The sequence below is a fragment of the Saccharopolyspora hattusasensis genome (genome assembly GCF_050972075.1).
Taxonomy (GTDB): Bacteria; Actinomycetota; Actinomycetes; order Mycobacteriales; family Pseudonocardiaceae; genus Saccharopolyspora; species Saccharopolyspora hattusasensis.
Genome location: NZ_JBPCDC010000001.1, coordinates 7,770,023 through 7,787,555, shown reverse-complemented (window position 1 = coordinate 7,787,555; position 17,533 = coordinate 7,770,023). Strand labels below are relative to the sequence as shown.

Genomic DNA, 17,533 nt, shown 5'->3' with positions numbered 1-17,533 from the left:
ACCACCGCGGAGGAAAACGGCAGTGCGGCGAGAACATGCAGGCCCTTCGGCCGTAGTCCGTCGAGCCGATCGCTGGTGCACTCGCACCACGGACGTCGTCCGCTCGCCGAGTCGCCATTGCCGGAGTCACCATGAGCGCGAACGAGAACGCCGGGAACTTAGCTCGACGCCAATTCCTGGAGCTCTCCGGCGCCGCCGGAGCCGCCGCGGTTCTGGTCGGTTCCGCTGCGGCGGCCGGGACGAACCTGCCCGCGGCCGCCGCCCAGACCGACCCGTGCGGCGCCTACGGCGACACCGGGATCAAACTCTGGGACCACGCCAAGGCATGCGGGGAAGCCCAGCGCGACCCCACGCACCACCCCATGCCCAGCTACTGCAAGGGGACGAACGCGTACGACGTCGTGCTCGACGGTGCGGACCCACCTGGAACCCACAACTTCTTGCTAGTTCCCACGAGCCGCCTCAAGGGCATCGAGTGTTCGAAGATCAGGTTCGGGAGAAACTTCTGGCAAGACGCGTGGGATCAAGCTCAGCCAGGTGGGGTCGCCCCGGTGACCTACAGCGGCGGCCAAATCGGCCTGGGTGTCAACGCGGCCCAGGACACGGCCGGCAAACCCGTTCGAGACCAGGACCAACTGCACATCCACATGGCCGGCATCTCGACGAAGGTGCTCGACCAGCTGAACAAGGCGGGCATCAAGAACGATGTGAACGGCTGGGCGGCATCGCGCGTGAAACTCGAGTTCAACGGCGACACGCGTTACTACCGAGCGCTCCAGGTCACGAACTTGAACCAGAACCTCTTCGCGCTCATGTTCGACAACGTTGCGCGCCCGACACGCGAAGACATCGCGATCCAGATGATAATCGTGACGCAAAGCCCACACGGATTCTACGTGCTGACCAGCAATTCCGGCTTGACCGGCGCCGAACACGGAATCGGCGGGACGAGCAGTTGCGACCGCTTGCTCGTGTACACCTGATCGCGACGGTGGTGGCATGGCCCGCATCTCAAGACCGCTTCTGCTGGTGGCCGGGGGAATCTGGACCTTCTGCCGTTGGTGTGGGTGGGGTTTCATGATCGATTAGGGCGCACGCCGTGCGGCGTCTACGTTTCTGGGTTGCGAAGCTCAGGAACGATCAGGGACGGGACGCCACCGCGATCCCACCCGCTGCCGCTGCACCGGCTCAGCAGCCCGCGATCGATTTGGACACTGCCGGGATCGACAACGCCCTGGGACGAACGGGAAGTGCTGACGGCGGTATTTACAAGTTCACCATCGCCCGCAACGACGCCGTCCAGGACAGCGGACACGTCGTCCCGCCGGGCACCGGGGTCAACACCGCGCTGAACTTCCAGCCCGTGGGGGGCGGTAGGGCCGCGATCAACGGTGACTTCGTCGTGACCGCTCCCGAAGTCCAGAACGTGATCCAGGCGCTTCGCAGGGGCGGAATCACCGTGGTCGAACTGCACAACCACAGCCTGACCGACGAGCCCCGGCTGTTCTACATGCATTTCTGGGCCGTCGGCAACGCCGTGGCACTCGCCAAAGCACTGCGGACGGCAGTCGACTCCACCAACGCCAAGCCGGCACAGTAGGCCACTGCGGCGAAGGTGGTCCGATTCGCCGGGACGCCCAACTGTTCGGGGAGCTGGGTAAAGATGGCGCTCCTTCAGGCGAAGACCGGCTGTTCCAGGTCGGCCACCCGGGTGTCCCGGCAGTGCAACCTGGTCGCGTAGTCGTCGAGTTCCGAGGTGGGCCGTGCTTATTTTTCGGTGCTATAGCGCCTGAAACCGCTCACGGAACTCATGCTGGCGGCTGGCGGCCTACGCGCCGTGGCCCCCCGGTGGCGGAATCGTGCCCCGGCGCGGCCCGCACCACCCGCCCGGTGTCGTGATCCACCACGACCGTCAGATAACGGTGATGGTTTGCCAACATGGTTGGGTGGCGGCGAGTTGCGTCGTGCCAGCCCGATGGAAACCCATTTAAGACCAGCATGATACTGGCGGCGGGCATCGCCACGGGAAGACCAGCGCCGGACGGGCGCTGGCCAACGTCGGCACCGTAAGGTGTCGGCTCGCGGAACGTTCTTACACGTTGCGTGAACGGGAGGCTGCAATGCGAGCAGTCGGCGCCCCACGGCGGCGCGCACGTTGGACGCCGTCGTCGACCGGGGTCTTCGTCGCGGCGTTGGTGGTAGCATTGGCCGCGGCCTGTTCACCGCCACCGCCGACGGCTGTTGCCCTGCCGCTGCGTGCCGTGGGTGAGGTGGAGCTACCCGGGAGCAGCTCGCGATTCGACTACGCCAGCCTGGATTCGGAACGCGGACTGCTCTTCGCGGCGCATCTCGGAGCCAGTGAGGTCGTCGAGGTCGACGTTCGCGCGCACCGCGTGGTGCGTGTGATCCCGAACGTGCCGCAAGTGCACGGTGTGCTCGTCGTTCCCGCGCTGCACCGGGTGTACGCCACGGCAACCGGCAGCGACGCGATGGTCACGATCGACGAGGAAACCGGTCAGGTGATCAACCAGACCCCGACCGGCGCGTACCCCGACGGCTTGGCGTTCGACCCGCGCCGAAACGCCGTGTGGACCACCGACGAACGCGGTGGTTCGGAGACCGTCATCGACGCCTCCAGCGGCACCGCACGAGGCACCCTCGCTCTGGGCGGGGAGGTCGGCAACGTCGCATACGACCCAGTCGCAGATCAGATGCTGGTGGACGTCCAAGCCCACGACGAGCTGGCCATCATCGACCCCACCAAGCTCACCGTCACCAGAACGATCCCGCTGCACGGCTGCGACCACGACCACGGGCTGGCGCTGGCCCCACCCCAACGACTGGCGTTCGCAGCCTGCGACGGCAACGACGAGCTGCTGACCGTCGACATCGACACCGGAGCGGTCGCCGCGACCACACCGGTCGGCCACCAACCCGACGTCCTCGCCTACGACCCGATCGCGCAGCGGCTGTACGTGGCAGCCGAAAGCGGCTGGCTGACGGTGCTGGACCAGCACGACCACGAGCTGGCGGTGAGGGGCTCCGGCCATCTCGCCGACAACGCACACGTGGTCACCGTGGACCCCACCACACACCGCAGTTACTATCCCGTGCCCAGCGGAACGAGCGGCCACCCGGCCCTGCTGGAACGAGAACCCGTCGGCTGACCAGGACATCGCGGTGCGCCGCTGCGGCGGTGCTACGCAGCTTCCCGTGCAAAGGTCATTCGCCTTCTGTTGCGGTATCGGCGTGGCGCCGCAGTTCGGCCTCCACGGTGGAAGCCTTCGCCCCCTGCTCACCAGGAGTCGGTTTCCTAATATCTGCTTGCTGCTGCGGTCCCTCGGCCGGCTCGGAGGAATGTTCCCGTGGTGTCTGCTTTTCCTGCGTCATGACATCCGCCTCCGGAACATGATGCGACGATCGGATGACGGAACATCCGTCCCCTCTTCATTCCCCCGTGGCCGGTACGGCAAACACCGGAGATCGCGTGCAGCCATGCGCCCGCGACCGCGCTGGTCGGGCGGGCCGAGGGCGCACATGGCGGCGGGAACTGTCCAATATGAACAACAGCATCGCAGCCCTCCACGGTCTGGTGGAACTTGACGGTTCCGGTTCCACCCGCTCGCACCACGAGGCGAGCACGCGGAGGGGCTTCCGGGGCTTCCTCGGGTTGCAACTGCCGGCGGCTAGGCGACGATGGAGTCGTCCTCGCCAGCTGCCGAGGAGGGCATGGTGAGCGCATGGTGAACTTCGAGCAGACGATCAGCACCAGGGCCGAGGCGCTCCAGGAACTCGCAGCCTTCCCGCTGGTGGAAGCGCTCTTCGGCCGCCGCTCGCGGCGCTTCGCCCTAGGCGACGAGATCCCCGATGGCCCGCTTGCCTACCGGTCCAAGCACGAGCCGCTTCCCCTCACAGAGCTCGAACAGATGCTCGTGCTGAGCGCGATGGGCGGGACGACGGGTTGGCATTACTCGATCACCCGTCACGCCCGCTACGCGCCGCACGTCTCGAACTACGCCGGTGCGGCCGCCGGACGCACCTTCCCCTCCGCGGCCGGGTTCCACACCTCCGAACTGTTCTTCACCGACGACTCCGGGCTCTACTTCTTCCCGACCCGCGACGCGGGCGCGCTCGTCGACCCGGCAGCCGAAGGGCTCACGCCCGGGCTGATGGTCGAGCGCCACCGCGAGCGCCTGCACCGGCTCTCCCCCGGGCGGCTCTACCTCCCCGCGGAGGAGCCCTACCTCGAGGGGCACAACACCTGGTGCGTCAACGTTCCCGGCTCGCTGCTGGTTGTTCCGGTGGCCGACATCGCCCAGCACCTGATCGCAGTCCTGTGTTTCTTCGCCCAGAACGGCTACGCGATCTACGACGACGTCAACGACCGCAAGCTCCCCGGACTGGAGAAGTTCAGCGGCCTGGTCGACGTCGAGGAGCCGTTCCCGCTCACCTTCAGCGAGCAGTACGCACTCACCGAGGCCACCGCGGAGCTCGCCACCGCGTGCTACGCAGGCGTGCTCATGCTCCAGGCCATGGGGCTCGGCGGTTGGATGTTCGACGGTATCGACCGCTTCTCGATGCTCGGCGCCTCCGGCAATCCCGACGTACCCGGCCTCGGCTTCCGCTACGACGAGGACGAACGCTGGTCGACGCCCAACCCCACCGGCCGGGAAGGGGTCTTCGAGGCGTACTGCCCACCGCACTACCCCGACATGGCGGCCGCGGTGGAGGCATTCGCCCAACGCAAGTTCGGGCCCGGCGGCCCGTTCCACCGCGACACCCCGGGCGCCTGGACCGACACACCCGGATTCCGCGGAAGCGCCCTGGTCCACGACGACGAGTTCAAGGCGTGCGTCTCGCTCCAGGCCCAGTACGTCCTCGACGTCTTCGGGAAGTTCCCCGCAACTGTGCCGACGGTGTTCATCCTGAACTACGTCCAGGCGCACCACCTCGACCTCGACTTCTATGACCACTTCTTCAAATCCGGGGCGTACCTGCGCACACACGCCACGCACATGCAGAAGTGGCACGGCCGCGGAGAGGGCCTGGGAAGCCCCCAACCGCGCCCGTGATCTCGACATCCGCACCGCTACACCGCCGATGGGCCTTGCGGGTGCGGAATGCAGATCGCCTGTCCAATCTGGATGACGTTCGGGTTGGCGATGTGGTTGTAGTACGCCAGGAGCTGCCACCTCACGTGGTTCTGCTCGCCGATCTCGGAGAGCGTGTCCCCATCCTGCACGGTGTAGGTCTTGCACACGTTTCCGTTCTTCGAAAGGCGCAGAACTTGGCCGGGGAAGATGAGGTTCGCGTTCTCTATGTTGTTGATGCGCTGGAGTTCCTGCCAAGGGACGTGGAACCATTCGCCGATCTCGGAGAGCGTGTCGCCCTTCTGCACCGTGTAGGTGTTGCAGTTCGTCATTGCTCAGCCTCCTCGTGGTCAGCTGCGCGCTCGGCGCACAGACATCCCGTGTCCATGTAAGGCGCCGCCCGCGTGCTGTGGCAATGAGCAGCGGGATCCATTGAGGATCCATCCGCCCACGAACATGACCGGTGCGCCAAGCGAGCCGGGCATTGCTCAGCGTGTTAGCAACAGCTCGGCCGCATCGATGCTTTTCCGCACGTCTTTCAGGAATTTCTCGTCGTTGTCGGCCAACGGCCTGCTGCCATCGGCGAGGCCTCGCTGCAGCAACTCCATGTAGTTGTAGGCCTCGGCGAGCTGAAGGAACGCGTCATCCGCCATGCGGCCCGCCAAGGCCGACCAGTAGACCAACCACGACTGAGCCCAAGCCTTGTCATTCCAGCCCAACGGCCATTCCCGGGTTTCTAGTGCTACGACCACCGCAGTGCGCGCGTCTTTGAGCTGGGACCGCACGAGCTTGCTCGCAGCTCGGGCAGCGTTGCACTCCCTGCGCAGGTCGAGCACGAAATCGACGAGGCCGGTCAAGAACCCGCCGACGATGACCCCCACGAGCCCAAAGATCGCCGCAGTCAACGTGATCCACCCCTTCGAGGGTGAGCACCGACCGGTTGGCTCTGGCGGAGGTCGTTACCGCCGGAGGGTTTCGGCCGGTAGTTCCATCGGGATCGTGGGAAGCATGATGCCCGAGTCGATTGGGGCAGCGTGCGAGACCAGCGTCCCCTCCTCGGCGAGCTCCAGCAGGTTCGGGAGGGTGTAGGTCTCTGCGGCGTCCATGTCCACCTCGTAGCCGAGGTCTTGCAGGCTGGCTACCGTGACTTTGCTGAGCGGATTGTTCTTCGCCGCGATGAATCCCGACATGAGTTCGTTGCGGAAGACGGTTTCGCGCCAGTGACTGCCGCGAGTGCCGGCTCCGCCTGTGTTCTCCACCGGGACAGCCCGCGGTTGGCCGTCGCGAACCGGCCGTATTCCCGCATTGCGGCCCGGCCGGTGAATGTGGGGTTGTCGCTGTCCTCGTCGGCAAGCAGTTCTTTGCGTGACCACAGCAGGCCGCCGACGCCGACCACGTGGCCCATCTCGTGGGTGATCACGTCGTCGAGCGTTCCCGCTTCTTCCATCTTCGCAAGGTCAGCCGTGTCGAACGACATCGCCCCCTTCGCGGGCAGGAACGCCGAGGCGCCTGCGCCGGCCGTCCGGAGGTGCGTCGGGCCGGCCTGACCGAGGATCCTGCCGGGGCCGTCGATGTTCACGCCTTGAGCGAGGATGAGGACGTCGTCGATGACGTCACCATCGATTTCGACCTCCGGCAGATCACCCACGATGACGCGGACCCACCGGTCCGCGGCCTGGGTGAAAGCGGCCTGTTGCACCTCGGTCAGCCCGCCGAGGAACCGGACCTCGATGGTGAACGGGGACTCGGTTGCGGCAATCGCCTTCGCTTGCCCCGCATCGGCACGGGCGGTGTAAACCGTGCGAGTACGTGTCGCGCTTTTCGTCATGGCAAACACATCCTCCGCGAATAGGAAAGCCGACATGATCTGGAATATTCCCTTCCAATCCAGACGCGTTTCGAACATGCACCGCTGCGCATGCTCGCGCAACAGCCGAAGGTCCTGGACTCTCGTCCCGGAACCCTTGCAGGACAATACTTATCCGGTTTCCATCTACCGCAGATCTAGCGGTCGACGAACGAGGACCAAATGCCATACCCGCGACAGTCCTCGGCACGGTAACGTGAAGTTGAGCTGAGCGTGCGATGTCCGGTGACAGCTGGAAGCGGAACTGCTTCTTGGCCGAGTGCCGGTGGCGGCGCCGGGGTGTTCACAATGATCGAGCTCATCATCGTTGCCGCGACGAGGTTCTACCGTGAGGGGTTGGCCCTTGCCCTGCAAAACGTCGACGGATTCGCGGTCCTCTCCACCCTTGCGCGACCGGAGGAACTGGAACCCGATCTGACCGCACGCAAGCACCCGGTGGTACTGCTTGACATCGCCGACTTGCCGGACGGTCCGAGTGCCGTGATCTCCTTGCTGGCAGGGAATCCCGGGCTGCGAATCATCACCTTGGGCGTGTCCGACCAGGAATATGACATTCTTGCTTATGCTGAGTTGGGCGCGGCCGGTTACCTGACACGGGAACATTCGATCTCCGAACTAATTCGGACGATAAGCAGCGTTGCCAATGGGGAGTTGCGCTGCTCGCCGCGCGTTGCCGCTGCCCTGTGCCGCAGGGTGGCCGAGCTGTCCGCGGAGGTGCAGCCCAGTCCGGACGCGGGGGTCCTGAGTCGCAGGGAAGTGCAAGTCGCCGTGCTGCTGGAGCAGGGATTGTCCAATCAGGAGATCTCCCGGCAGTTGTGCATCGCCTTGGCGACGGTGAAGAACCACGTGCACAACATCCTAGACAAGCTGGGATTGCAGGGTCGTGCCGCGGCCGCTGCCTGGGCCCGGCAGCAACGCTTGGACCACTCCGTCCTTGTCCGTTCCACGCTGCACCAGGCCCTCCCGCCCAATAACAGACCGCACTCCAACTGCCGCCCGGATTAGCCCGGGGGAGGTAATTCCATGGCACGGCTGGTTACCGTCGGATCACGGATGTTGGCTGATACCAGGGGGAATGATGTCCGGGCATGACGTCGTAGCAGAAGCACTGCGCCACGAACGCGATCTGCCACGGATCGAGCAAGACTGTCGGCTTCGCAGCCCCGAGAGCTGCAGCTGACCGAGATCATCGGCATGCACGACGCAGTCGACCTCGCCTTGCTGTGGTGCGCGCCGGACGGCCCTGGCGGAGCGCCTCGCATGGATCCCCTGCCCATCGCCCGCGCCCCCGGTGTTCGCAGCGGGACCAAGGTGTACGTCGTCGGTTATCCGGCCGCCGACTCCAGGCGCAACGATCCGGAGGAGATGCAGCGGATCTTCGCCGGCGGCTACAACGTCAAGCGACTGCAGCCGGGCGAGGTTCGTTCCGCATCGGGCAGCGTCATCCACGACTGCTCGACCCTCGGCGGCAATTCGGGATCGTGCCTGTTCGACCTAATTAGAAACCTCGATGGTCATCGGCCTGCACTTCGGAGGTCGATACCTTCGGGGCAACGAGGCGGTGCCGCTGTGGCGGCTTACGGGAGACCCGCTCCTCCAGCGGGCAGGGGTGGAATTTTCCTGAGGAGCACCCGACGAGTCGCCACGACACGAAAGGCCCGATCATGCAACACAAGCTGTCCGTTCCGCTCTACATCACGGTAGAAGTGGGGGGAATCGACCGCTGCCGACTCCGAGCACGAGAAGTTCAACCAGGGGAAAGAGCTCTGGCAGGGTCTTGAGAACTTCATATCCCTGCGGTGCCTGGGCGCTCCAGAAAACCAGTCTCACGAGGGCAATCCGCGCTATCGAACAACGCCTGGCCGCGCCATGGCGGGAAGCGGCGGGGGCGTGTTCGCGGTTATGCGGATCGGGACGAGCGTTTCGAGCAGAGAACACCCGTGAGTGCTTTTGGGTGCTATGGCACCCAAAAACGCTCACGGCTGTTCTCTTCGAAGGTGGCCATCGGCAGACGTGCTCACCAGCATCGGTTGCGGCGTCGGCCAGGTGTGACCCGGACACGACCAGAGGATCGTGGCGGGAGAGCTACCGGCTAGACCGCACCCGCGCTGACGGGCACCCGGGCAACACCGCTGCGGCCGTCGCGTAAGAAGGAGGTTCTGCGAGCAGGCGAGCCGATGCTCAAGAACGTCCGCCAACTCATCGAGTCGGTCAACGACCCCCTGAAGGGACAGCTGGACCTGGAACAACACGGCGCCCACACGGCCGAGGGTGTCAGCGTGCGCGTCGCCCAGCGTGTGCTAACCCTGGCCGCCGCGATCTGCACAACTTCCGCACCGGCCAGCCAGTCACTCGCTCGCTCACCGCCTACGATCATTGATCGTATTCAGACTTACTCGTCTTGAAGCTGCTTCCAAACTCCGCCCTACCGCACTTCGGACGATCATTTCCGAAACAGCCTCTCTGGCGGCTCGGGCGGCGGGCGCCGACTGGTTCGCCGGTGGGTGGACCGCCTGGATCCTGTTTGGATCGGTGTGCTCATTGTTGCCGCATGCGCGCCACCGGCTTACTGGTCGTGCCCGCCCGAATTCCGGTAAACGGGCAGCTGTGTAGCGAGAGTGGAGGAACTCATGCGGTACCGCCCGATCGATCGAGATCCAGATGACCAGCGCCTGGGACGTTTCCTCCCCGACGATTGGCGCCACGTCGAGCAATACCCGTTGACCGCCGCGAGCCGACCCGCAGAGGTACCGGTGGTGATCGGCATCAACTGGTACACCGAATTCGACCGCCCCCAAGCGGGCCAGGACGGTGTTCCGTTCGTGGCCCGGGAGGGGGCGAAGTCGCTGACCAGGATTCGGGGCGGGCACGCCGTGTGCCTGGAACCCGGAGGAGAACCCGACCGCGAGGAGTGGTGGAAGTTCTACAACCAGGGCAGCGAGGGAGCCTGCGTCGGATTCGCCTGGACCCGGTGCATGACGATCCTCAACGACGAGTTGTACACGGCCTGGTGGTTGTGGGATCGGGGCAAGGAACGCGATCAGTGGCCCGAGACCAACCCGGGCGATTCCAACGGTACGTCCTGTCGCGCCGCGGCCGAGGTCTTGGCCTCGGCAGGGCACGTCGACTGGGAGAACTCCTACGCCAACAACGACTACCCCGAGCGCGCCCGCTACGTCGCCGACGTGGCCGACGGCATCAAGGTGTTCCGCTGGGCAGCATCGGTTGATGACGTGCATGCCGTGCTCGGCAACGCTCGCGCGGACGAGCTGGGCGCCGTGCCGATCCTGAACTCCTGGGGCACCGACTACCCGCACCGGGTGTGGATGCCGGACGAAGTCCTGGATCGGCTGATGCGGGAAGACGGAGAAATCGCCGTACCGACCGACCGCTAGCCGGGCCCATCCCTTGCCAGCGATGAGCCGCGTCTTGAACCTGCTGGATCCTCTTTGGCCCCTGCGGAACCGTCTCTGCGTGGTGGGAGCGCTGCGACCTGGGGAGGAGAGATGGAGTCACATCTCGGCGATGTGCCGTACTGGGAGGTCGAGTTCGATGCAGCGGGCGTGCTCCGCCAGGGTGGAAGCCTGCCCGGGACCACCGCGGGGCTGCGCGAGCTCTTCGTCTTCAGCCATGCTGGAACAGCTCCTTCGACGGGGCACGTGACCTCTACGCGGCGATGTTCGGACTCATCGCGGGGACGCTCTCGGCCGAGCAGCGGGCGAATACGGCGTTCGTCGGCGTGCTGTGGCCCGCACTCCTGTTCCCCGAGGACGCCCCGGCAGACACCGGCCCGCCGGTCCCGCGGTCATCGGCGACGCGGGACCTAGGAGCTCTGGCGTCCCCACAATCCACCGGGGAGACATCCACCGGTGCCGACCTCGCGAAGGCGCTCTCGCCTGCCTTCCCGAACCAGGAGGAGCGGCTGGAGGAGATCGGCCAGCTGCTCGACCGGCAGCCGCAGGACCGGGACCGGCTCTTGGAGTTCCTCCGCCTGGCGAGAGGACTCGTGACCACTTCCAGCAGCGCCCCGGAGGACGCGGGCGAAGCAGCGGTGCTCAGCGCACCACCGGGACGGGTGTTCGACGCGATGGCGGCCCTCGCACCCGTCGACGTTGGAAATGAGCGGGCACTCAACCCGTTCGGGCGGATGTGGCGGGGAGCGCGAGAGTCGTTGCGGGTACTCAGCTACTACGAGATGAAGGAACGCGCCGGGGTGGTCGGCCGCGACGGCCTCGGTCCCCTGCTCGGACAGGTGGCGCACACTATCCCCGGCGTGCGCGTGCATCTCCTCGGCCACAGCTTCGGCGCCCGGCTCGTTTCGTTCGCCCTCAGCGGGCTCCCGCCTGAGCTGCGTGGCGCGCACAGCCCGGTCAAATCCCTGTACCTGCTGCAGGGCGCGTTCAGCCACTTCGCGTTCGCACCGCGAGCTCCGGTGCGGGACGGCGCCGGTGTGCTGGCCGATTGCGTCGACCGGGTCGACGGCCCGCTCGTGTGCACGTTCAGCGAGGCCGACCGCGCAGTCGCCTGGTGGTATCCCAACGCCAGCAGGCTGGCATGGCAGGACGCCGAGTTGGTGGACCGGATCAACTACCGCTGGGGAGCGATGGGCTACGACGGTTACCAGCAGAGCGGGGTTCAGACCGTCAAGATGGCCCAGCAGGGCACGGACTACGGGTTCCAGCCGGGCGTGTTCTACCGTCTCGACGCCAACGACGTCATCAACCGGAACTTGTCCTGGTTCGCCCAGGCCCACTCCGACATCCGGCATCCGGAGGTGGCGTGGGTGGCGGTCTCGGCCGCTCGATCGCTGCGCAGGTGAGAGCCGTGAACGCCCCGCGAAACGTTTCGCGACGAGACTCCGGTTGGCGATGGCCCTGGGGGTTCAGGGCGCTCGCCCGCATAGACGAGCTGAGGGCATTCGTAGACTGGGCGGAGAACTGCTCCGCGCCGAGCGAGCTGTGCACCGAGAAGTTGGCGGCCCACGCCCGCGACCACCTCGAGTGCGCTCACAGCGATGTCCTCGGCACTCGGTGGCCGCGGCGGGCGCACGGGGTGGACAGCACGCTCGCCCACATCCACGCGGCCCACCTCCTCGCGCTCCAGATGGTTTCGCTCGAAGATCTCCACAGCATGCTGGCCGACCTCCTCATGCTGATCGAGGCGAGCCTGCCGCTCGAGGACAGGCGCCGATTGGCCGTCGAGCGGATCTTCAAGAGCTCCGAGGGCGGCAGAATCACCCAGTCGCAGCGACAGACCGTGATCGACGCAGTGCGCGAGGCGTACCGGGCTCAGGAGCGCGAGGTCGTCCGCGAGCGCAGTTTCTCGCAACTGGTGTGGTGTTGGACCATCGGCCTGCTGGGCATAGCTGTCACGATCGCGACCCTCAGCGCCCTCATTCCGACGCTGCTGCCGATCTGCTTCGGGCCCACCCCCAACGTGCCGTCAGCACAGGTTCTCGAGCCACCTCGCGGACTGATAGTCGTGTGTCCGCTCGGCCAACACCCGTTCACCGGAGATATGGACTTGAGTTCGGAGTTGGCCGCGTCGAGTGGCGACTGCGCAGTCGTCGAAACCGTCGGGTTCGTCGCGGCGGCGGTGACCGCTGCCGCCGCGCTGCACCAGCTCAGGGGCAAACCGACCGCGGCCAACGTGCCGCTCGCGCTCGCGTGCCTCAAGCTCCCGGCCGGTGCCTTGACAGCCGTGCTCGGGCTGCTTCTCATGCGCGGCGAATTCGTACCCGGTTTGACGTCCCTCGATTCATCGGCGCAGATCATCGGCTGGGCCGTCATCTTCGGAGCTGCACAACACCTGTTCACAAAGGCCGTCGACGCCCGAGGCCAAGAAGTCATGGAGGCGGCGCCAAGTCCGCAAGTTGCGCCGGCGCCCCAAGGGGCACCGGCGCTACGAGAATCTCGCCACGGCCGAGCCTGACGCCAACGCCTGCGTCGACGCGTTCTGCCCTTCCTCACCGGGAGAGCGAACAGCTGACCGCACCCAGGATCAGCACCGAACGGTCCACCTCGGTGCGGGTGCCGTTCGCCACGACGTAGCTCGTCACCTCCACCCGCCAACCGGTAGCGGCGTTGACCTCACCGGTCCGCCACTGGTCGGTGTCGATCAGGTCCGCGGGTCCGGTCACGCGGCGCACCGACACGTCCGCGAACTGCGGCAGGGCCTGCTGCTCCATGGTCGAATTCGGCAACCGCAACGGCATCGCGTTCACCCGGTACGCCTCGTCCCCGACGGGCACGGGTACCGCGGCCAGCGCGCGGTCGGGCGTGTCCTGCGGCCTCCCTCGACTGTCCGGTGTGGACAAACAGAAGTAAACAATCGGCTCATGACGCAGTGAGCACAAGCGTGCCGTTGCGGCGGAGGTGCGGGGGTGTGTCGGCGTGGGGCGTCGGTGCTGCTGAGGTATGACGGTGCCCCGCACCTGTGGTGCGCGGCACCGTACAGGTGGCGGGCTAGCCACTAGGATTGACCTCTCGTTTGTTCCCATTGTCGACTCATGGCCTCAGTGAGGAGATATTTTTTCATGCGCCTGGCAAGAAGATCCACCAAAGCCTCGATTTCTTTCATGTCTCGTTGGCGGACCGGCAGACATATGCGGGATGTATCGTCGATTGGCGAATTTTCGGCATTTCTGAATTGCTCAACATTTGACGACTTGAGGATTCCCAGCTCGTATCCCAGAATCACAGCACCGACACGGTTGCGTAGATTAAACTTGCGGTAGATATTACACAATCGGGACTTTACGGTATCTTTCGAGATATACAAACGCATCGCAATTTCACTGTCCGTAAGTTCGCAGGCAACACAATATATGACGTCCCTCTCTTCCTTGGTGAGATTTATCAACTCGTCGATGCTGAATTTTTGCGGTGACGTTCTCACTACATTAAAACCGTTCGTACTAGTTTGAAAATGACGGAATCACGTGGGTGCGGCCGGCTGGCGGCCGGAGGATCTCCAGCCACCAACCGGCCGCGACGGACCGATGCCGGGCCGGGGGCACGACACCTGAATATCCAGTGTCGACCGGCACCGGGCCGTGTCTGGGGTCATGCGGTACGTCTATGACGTCCGATAGCCACTTCGGCGGGTGACTCTTCCCGCATTGCCTCTTCAACGCAGTCGCGACACGGTCTCACGAGTGGCGGCGTATTGGACCTGCCCATGTTGAGTCCGCATCGCGACGTCGCGACGGTGCCGGGCTTGCGTTCGTGTACATACCCGAGATGGTCAGTCCAAACCACCCGGACCCCAGGCACACACGCGTACCCTTCCATCGCGGACACTGGTCCGAATACGACCGATCCGCTCACTCTGTGCCCCCGCCTGATCGCATGGCATGCGCCCGAACGTGAAGTACATGGGAGAGTCGCCGCAATTTGTCCGCTAGCGCTACCTGATTCTCTAGGGGGTAGTCCCCCCGCACGACATTGAACTGCGCATCGCTGATTGCCCATTGGACTTCAGCAAGCATCACAGCAAGCGTACCGGCCGGAACCTGACTCACCACGGGTGGCATATCGGCCAGTCGATCAGCTCGGCCAAGGACGACCAGCAGGCAGGGAACGCACGCTGCCCCCTCACCCTCCTCGCACACCTCCACCTGCACGCGTGGGAACTTCTCCCCAGACACGGAAGTCACCGTGCCATCCCGAGATTCTTCCGCACAGTGCACGACACGTTTCGACTCACGGACGACGCCATGTTTGTAGCGGAACCACCGCACGTTGCTACCCTCGGGCGTCTGGTCGGCCGGAACACCTGGGCCAGGTGGACCAGGAACTGCGCTGTGACCCGCCATGATGCCTCCCACGAGTGTTGACCTAGCAAGTACGCTGATGCGGCAAGGGGTGATCAGCGCCAACAAAAGATTGGATGATGTTGAAATGACATCGCAACTGCTCTAAACGGGTGATCGTGCCCGTATGACACGTAAGGATGTATCGCATGGCTACAGCCAACGGATCACCGCGAGCTAGAGCGCTAGCGGCTGCGTTGCGTCAAGCTCGCAATGACCGTGGTATCAGCGCTAGACAACTAGCTAATAAACTATCGATAGATCAAGCACTCTTGTCCAGAATTGAGACCGGCAAGAGAATTGCTGACGTCGAAACAACAGCAAGGATTCTAGGCGCATTGGGCACGGCGTCTGCGGAGTGCGAACGAATCCTTGACATAGCGCGTCATGCGAACGAGCCTAATTGGCTGACCACTGGAGTTCCCGGTATTCCGCAACAGCTAGCGGGGGCTGTTGCGAGCGAACGGGACGCATCAGTAATAATGGAATGGTCACCGATGATCATTCCCGGACTACTGCAAACTAATGATTACGTTCGGGGAGTTGCACAAGCTGACGGACACCCGAAACATGATGTTGAGTCACGTGTAATGGTTCGAGTGTCGCGTCGGGAGATCCTTACAAAGCGGAATCCGGTTCACTACGAGGTGCTTGTTGGTGACGTTGCCTTGCGTCAGCAAATCGGGTCAAACGTCGCAATGATCGACCAATTGCGATACTTGATCAAATTCTGCGCAGAAAATTCGAACGTTACGCTTCGCGTAGTCCCAATACGTACCGGCTGGCATCCGGGAACCGCTGGACCATTCGTGCTCTACGAATTCCCAGACGCTCCGCCTTATGTGCACTTCGAACACTATAGTTCGAGTGCGTTCGTTACCGATTCCGATGATGTCGATGCGTACCGCAAGGCGCTTGACATGATTGGTGAATACGCACTGAGTCCGAGCAAATCGATTGATCTGATAGCACAAACAATAGTTGAGGAGCACCAGGAAGATGAACCCGAAATATTGGCGTAAGAGCTCGTACAGCAACGTGAACGGCAACTGCGTCGAACTGACCACCACGTTAGACGAAATTCGAGACTCTAAGGACCCTCACGGACCGACCTTGAGCGTCGACGTGTCGACCTTCGTTCGTGCGGTGCAGCAGCGTCGTTTCGACCGCTGAATGCATGACGCCCCGGTGCGTGGCACCGGGGCGTCATTGTTGGTTTCTGCCGTTGCATCTTCGATGATCTTCGATCATGCCTCGCCATGTCGAGTAGTCGCGCTCAACAACGTCGAAACTGCATTTGTTGCACACCCATCGTTGGTTCGAGCGCGTCGGGGTGTGTCCGGTTGCTGTGTCTTGGTAGGGCCGTCCGTGGTTGAACGGGCAGCCTGCTACTGCCGTGTCTACGAACCTTGATCGGCCTGTTGATCATCATGCGCTCGCAGCCCACCCACCATCCGGGCCGCCTTGGAGAGGTGCCGATTTCGCCCGAAACGGGCTACTAATCCGGGAGGGGTGTCCTGCGGCCTCCCTCGACTGTCCGGTGTGGACAAACAGAAGTAAACAATCGGCTCATGACGCAGTGAGCACAAGCGTGCCGTTGCGGCGGAGGTGCGGGGGTGTGTCGGCGTGGGGTCTCGGTGCTGCTGAGGTATGACGGTGCCCCGCACCTGTGGTGCGCGGCACCGTATAGGTGGCGGGCTAGCCACTAGGATTGACCTCTCGTTTGTTCCCATTGTCGACTCATGGCCTCAGTGAGGAGATATTTTTTCATGCGCCTGGCAAGAAGATCCACCAAAGCCTCGATTTCTTTCATGTCTCGTTGGCGGACCGGCAGACATATGCGGGATGTATCGTCGATTGGCGAATTTTCGGCATTTCTGAATTGCTCAACATTTGACGACTTGAGGATTCCCAGCTCGTATCCCAGAATCACAGCACCGACACGGTTGCGTAGATTAAACTTGCGGTAGATATTACACAATCGGGACTTTACGGTATCTTTCGAGATATACAAACGCATCGCAATTTCACTGTCCGTAAGTTCGCAGGCAACACAATATATGACGTCCCTCTCTTCCTTGGTGAGATTTATCAACTCGTCGATGCTGAATTTTTGCGGTGACGTTCTCACTACATTAAAACCGTTCGTACTAGTTTGAAAATGACGGAATCACGTGGGTGCGGCCGGCTGGCGGCCGGAGGATCTCCAGCCACCAACCGGCCGCGACGGACCGATGCCGGGCCGGGGGCACGACACTTGGATACCCAGTGTCGACCGGCACCGGGCCGTGTCTGGGGTCATGCGGTACGTCTATGACGTCCGATAGCCACTTCGGCGGGTGACTCTTCCCGCATTGCCTCTTCAACGCAGTCGCGACACGGTCTCACGAGTGGTGGCGTATTGGACCTGCCCATGTTGAGTCCGCATCGCGACGTCGCGACGGTGCCGGGCTTGCGTTCGTGTACATACCCGAGATGGTCAGTCCAAACCACCCGGACCCCAGGCACACACGCGTACCCTTCCATCGCGGACACTGGTCCGAATACGACCGATCCGCTCACTCTGTGCCCCCGCCTGATCGCATGGCATGCGCCCGAACGTGAAGTACATGGGAGAGTCGCCGCAATTTGTCCGCTAGGAGGCTGGTGTTTTTCGGGAAGTACCCGGCAGGTGCCTCGAACTTCGAGGCTTAGGGTGGACTGATTCGATCGGCGACCGTCTTTCCGACCGTCTACGGCGATCTCAGCCCCGCACGATTTGTC

General features: G+C 63.8%; 19 protein-coding genes and 2 pseudogenes. 13 read left to right on the top strand and 8 right to left on the bottom strand.

The window, feature by feature from the left end:
• Positions 1-131: 131 nt before the first annotated feature.
• The 3 genes from ACRXBZ_RS36820 (at position 132) to ACRXBZ_RS36810 (ending at position 3,167) form a co-directional block, all read left to right on the top strand.
• Positions 132-983, top strand: a complete 852-nt coding sequence (locus tag ACRXBZ_RS36820) for a CDP-diacylglycerol diphosphatase (protein ID WP_433883010.1) — start codon at positions 132-134, stop codon at positions 981-983.
• A gap of 116 nt (positions 984-1,099) precedes the next feature.
• Positions 1,100-1,600: a DUF1259 domain-containing protein gene (locus ACRXBZ_RS36815; protein ID WP_433883009.1), complete on the top strand. Its 501-nt coding sequence runs from the start codon at positions 1,100-1,102 to the stop codon at positions 1,598-1,600.
• A 520-nt stretch (positions 1,601-2,120) separates the two neighbouring features.
• The gene (locus ACRXBZ_RS36810) at positions 2,121-3,167 is read left to right on the top strand and encodes a YncE family protein (RefSeq protein WP_433883008.1); all 1,047 of its coding nucleotides are present in this window, start codon (positions 2,121-2,123) and stop codon (positions 3,165-3,167) included.
• Positions 3,168-3,222: 55 nt separating this feature from the next.
• Here the strand turns inward: ACRXBZ_RS36810 and ACRXBZ_RS36805 are convergent, their stop codons facing one another.
• A complete protein-coding gene (locus tag ACRXBZ_RS36805; RefSeq protein ID WP_433883007.1) occupies positions 3,223-3,390 on the bottom strand; it encodes a hypothetical protein in 168 nt (55 codons plus the stop codon).
• 350 nt (positions 3,391-3,740) lie between these two features.
• Between ACRXBZ_RS36805 and ACRXBZ_RS36800 the strand changes: the two genes are divergently transcribed.
• The gene (locus ACRXBZ_RS36800) at positions 3,741-5,072 is read left to right on the top strand and encodes a hypothetical protein (RefSeq protein ID WP_433883006.1); all 1,332 of its coding nucleotides are present in this window, start codon (positions 3,741-3,743) and stop codon (positions 5,070-5,072) included.
• A gap of 17 nt (positions 5,073-5,089) precedes the next feature.
• Here ACRXBZ_RS36800 and ACRXBZ_RS36795 read toward each other — a convergent pair whose 3' ends face one another.
• The 4 genes and pseudogenes from ACRXBZ_RS36795 to ACRXBZ_RS36780 form a co-directional block, all read right to left on the bottom strand.
• Positions 5,090-5,422: a LysM peptidoglycan-binding domain-containing protein gene (locus ACRXBZ_RS36795; RefSeq protein WP_246868443.1), complete on the bottom strand. Its 333-nt coding sequence runs from the start codon at positions 5,420-5,422 to the stop codon at positions 5,090-5,092.
• A gap of 156 nt (positions 5,423-5,578) precedes the next feature.
• Positions 5,579-5,995, bottom strand: a complete 417-nt coding sequence (locus ACRXBZ_RS36790; RefSeq protein ID WP_433883005.1) for a hypothetical protein — start codon at positions 5,993-5,995, stop codon at positions 5,579-5,581.
• 54 nt (positions 5,996-6,049) lie between these two features.
• Positions 6,050-6,196 carry a hypothetical protein gene (locus ACRXBZ_RS36785; RefSeq protein WP_433884177.1) on the bottom strand — a complete coding sequence of 49 codons (147 nt, stop codon included), beginning with the start codon at positions 6,194-6,196 and terminating at the stop codon, positions 6,050-6,052.
• Between the two features lie 39 nt (positions 6,197-6,235).
• Positions 6,236-6,349, bottom strand: a pseudogene (locus tag ACRXBZ_RS36780) (leishmanolysin-related zinc metalloendopeptidase); the annotation flags it as partial.
• 149 nt (positions 6,350-6,498) lie between these two features.
• On the opposite strand from ACRXBZ_RS36780, the gene ACRXBZ_RS36775 reads away from it, so the two are divergent.
• The 7 genes and pseudogenes from ACRXBZ_RS36775 (at position 6,499) to ACRXBZ_RS36745 (ending at position 12,888) form a co-directional block, all read left to right on the top strand.
• On the top strand, positions 6,499-6,942 hold the full coding sequence (locus ACRXBZ_RS36775) for a hypothetical protein (protein ID WP_433883004.1): 444 nt from the start codon (positions 6,499-6,501) through the stop codon (positions 6,940-6,942).
• Between the two features lie 303 nt (positions 6,943-7,245).
• Complete coding sequence (locus ACRXBZ_RS36770) at positions 7,246-7,962, top strand: LuxR C-terminal-related transcriptional regulator (protein WP_433883003.1); 717 nt, start codon at positions 7,246-7,248, stop codon at positions 7,960-7,962.
• 141 nt (positions 7,963-8,103) lie between these two features.
• Entirely contained in the window at positions 8,104-8,661 is a 558-nt protein-coding gene (locus ACRXBZ_RS36765; protein WP_433884087.1) for a S1 family peptidase, read from the top strand.
• Between the two features lie 428 nt (positions 8,662-9,089).
• Positions 9,090-9,337, top strand: a pseudogene (locus ACRXBZ_RS36760) (IS982 family transposase); the annotation flags it as partial.
• A 250-nt stretch (positions 9,338-9,587) separates the two neighbouring features.
• Positions 9,588-10,352: a hypothetical protein gene (locus ACRXBZ_RS36755; RefSeq protein WP_433883002.1), complete on the top strand. Its 765-nt coding sequence runs from the start codon at positions 9,588-9,590 to the stop codon at positions 10,350-10,352.
• Positions 10,353-10,633: 281 nt separating this feature from the next.
• Positions 10,634-11,776, top strand: a complete 1,143-nt coding sequence (locus tag ACRXBZ_RS36750; protein WP_433883001.1) for a hypothetical protein — start codon at positions 10,634-10,636, stop codon at positions 11,774-11,776.
• A gap of 233 nt (positions 11,777-12,009) precedes the next feature.
• Positions 12,010-12,888, top strand: coding sequence for a hypothetical protein (locus ACRXBZ_RS36745; RefSeq protein ID WP_433883000.1), 879 nt, complete (start codon positions 12,010-12,012; stop codon positions 12,886-12,888).
• Positions 12,889-12,922: 34 nt separating this feature from the next.
• Here the strand turns inward: ACRXBZ_RS36745 and ACRXBZ_RS36740 are convergent, their stop codons facing one another.
• Positions 12,923-13,273, bottom strand: a complete 351-nt coding sequence (locus ACRXBZ_RS36740; RefSeq protein ID WP_433882999.1) for a hypothetical protein — start codon at positions 13,271-13,273, stop codon at positions 12,923-12,925.
• Between the two features lie 155 nt (positions 13,274-13,428).
• Positions 13,429-13,854, bottom strand: coding sequence for a LuxR C-terminal-related transcriptional regulator (locus tag ACRXBZ_RS36735; RefSeq protein WP_433882996.1), 426 nt, complete (start codon positions 13,852-13,854; stop codon positions 13,429-13,431).
• 1,056 nt (positions 13,855-14,910) lie between these two features.
• Between ACRXBZ_RS36735 and ACRXBZ_RS36730 the strand changes: the two genes are divergently transcribed.
• Complete coding sequence (locus tag ACRXBZ_RS36730) at positions 14,911-15,792, top strand: helix-turn-helix domain-containing protein (protein ID WP_433882998.1); 882 nt, start codon at positions 14,911-14,913, stop codon at positions 15,790-15,792.
• The gene (locus ACRXBZ_RS36725; protein WP_433882997.1) at positions 15,770-15,943 is read left to right on the top strand and encodes a DUF397 domain-containing protein; all 174 of its coding nucleotides are present in this window, start codon (positions 15,770-15,772) and stop codon (positions 15,941-15,943) included. Before ACRXBZ_RS36730 ends, ACRXBZ_RS36725 begins: the two co-directional genes overlap by 23 nt.
• 532 nt (positions 15,944-16,475) lie before the next feature.
• Here ACRXBZ_RS36725 and ACRXBZ_RS36720 read toward each other — a convergent pair.
• Complete coding sequence (locus tag ACRXBZ_RS36720; protein ID WP_433882996.1) at positions 16,476-16,901, bottom strand: LuxR C-terminal-related transcriptional regulator; 426 nt, start codon at positions 16,899-16,901, stop codon at positions 16,476-16,478.
• Between the last annotated feature and the right edge of the window lie 632 nt (positions 16,902-17,533).

Excerpts from the sequence above, each read along its gene's own strand:
- ACRXBZ_RS36805 (WP_433883007.1), bottom strand. The coding sequence starts at position 3,390 with ATGACGCAGGAAAAGCAGACACCACGGGAACATTCCTCCGAGCCGGCC.
- ACRXBZ_RS36730 (WP_433882998.1), top strand. The coding sequence starts at position 14,911 with ATGTATCGCATGGCTACAGCCAACGGATCACCGCGAGCTAGAGCGCTA.
- ACRXBZ_RS36755 (WP_433883002.1), top strand. The coding sequence starts at position 9,588 with ATGCGGTACCGCCCGATCGATCGAGATCCAGATGACCAGCGCCTGGGA.
- ACRXBZ_RS36800 (WP_433883006.1), top strand. The coding sequence starts at position 3,741 with ATGGTGAACTTCGAGCAGACGATCAGCACCAGGGCCGAGGCGCTCCAG.
- ACRXBZ_RS36770 (WP_433883003.1), top strand. The coding sequence starts at position 7,246 with ATGATCGAGCTCATCATCGTTGCCGCGACGAGGTTCTACCGTGAGGGG.
- ACRXBZ_RS36785 (WP_433884177.1), bottom strand. The coding sequence starts at position 6,196 with ATGGACGCCGCAGAGACCTACACCCTCCCGAACCTGCTGGAGCTCGCC.
- ACRXBZ_RS36795 (WP_246868443.1), bottom strand. The coding sequence starts at position 5,422 with ATGACGAACTGCAACACCTACACGGTGCAGAAGGGCGACACGCTCTCC.
- ACRXBZ_RS36750 (WP_433883001.1), top strand. The coding sequence starts at position 10,634 with ATGTTCGGACTCATCGCGGGGACGCTCTCGGCCGAGCAGCGGGCGAAT.
- ACRXBZ_RS36820 (WP_433883010.1), top strand. The coding sequence starts at position 132 with ATGAGCGCGAACGAGAACGCCGGGAACTTAGCTCGACGCCAATTCCTG.
- ACRXBZ_RS36725 (WP_433882997.1), top strand. The coding sequence starts at position 15,770 with ATGAACCCGAAATATTGGCGTAAGAGCTCGTACAGCAACGTGAACGGC.
- ACRXBZ_RS36810 (WP_433883008.1), top strand. The coding sequence starts at position 2,121 with ATGCGAGCAGTCGGCGCCCCACGGCGGCGCGCACGTTGGACGCCGTCG.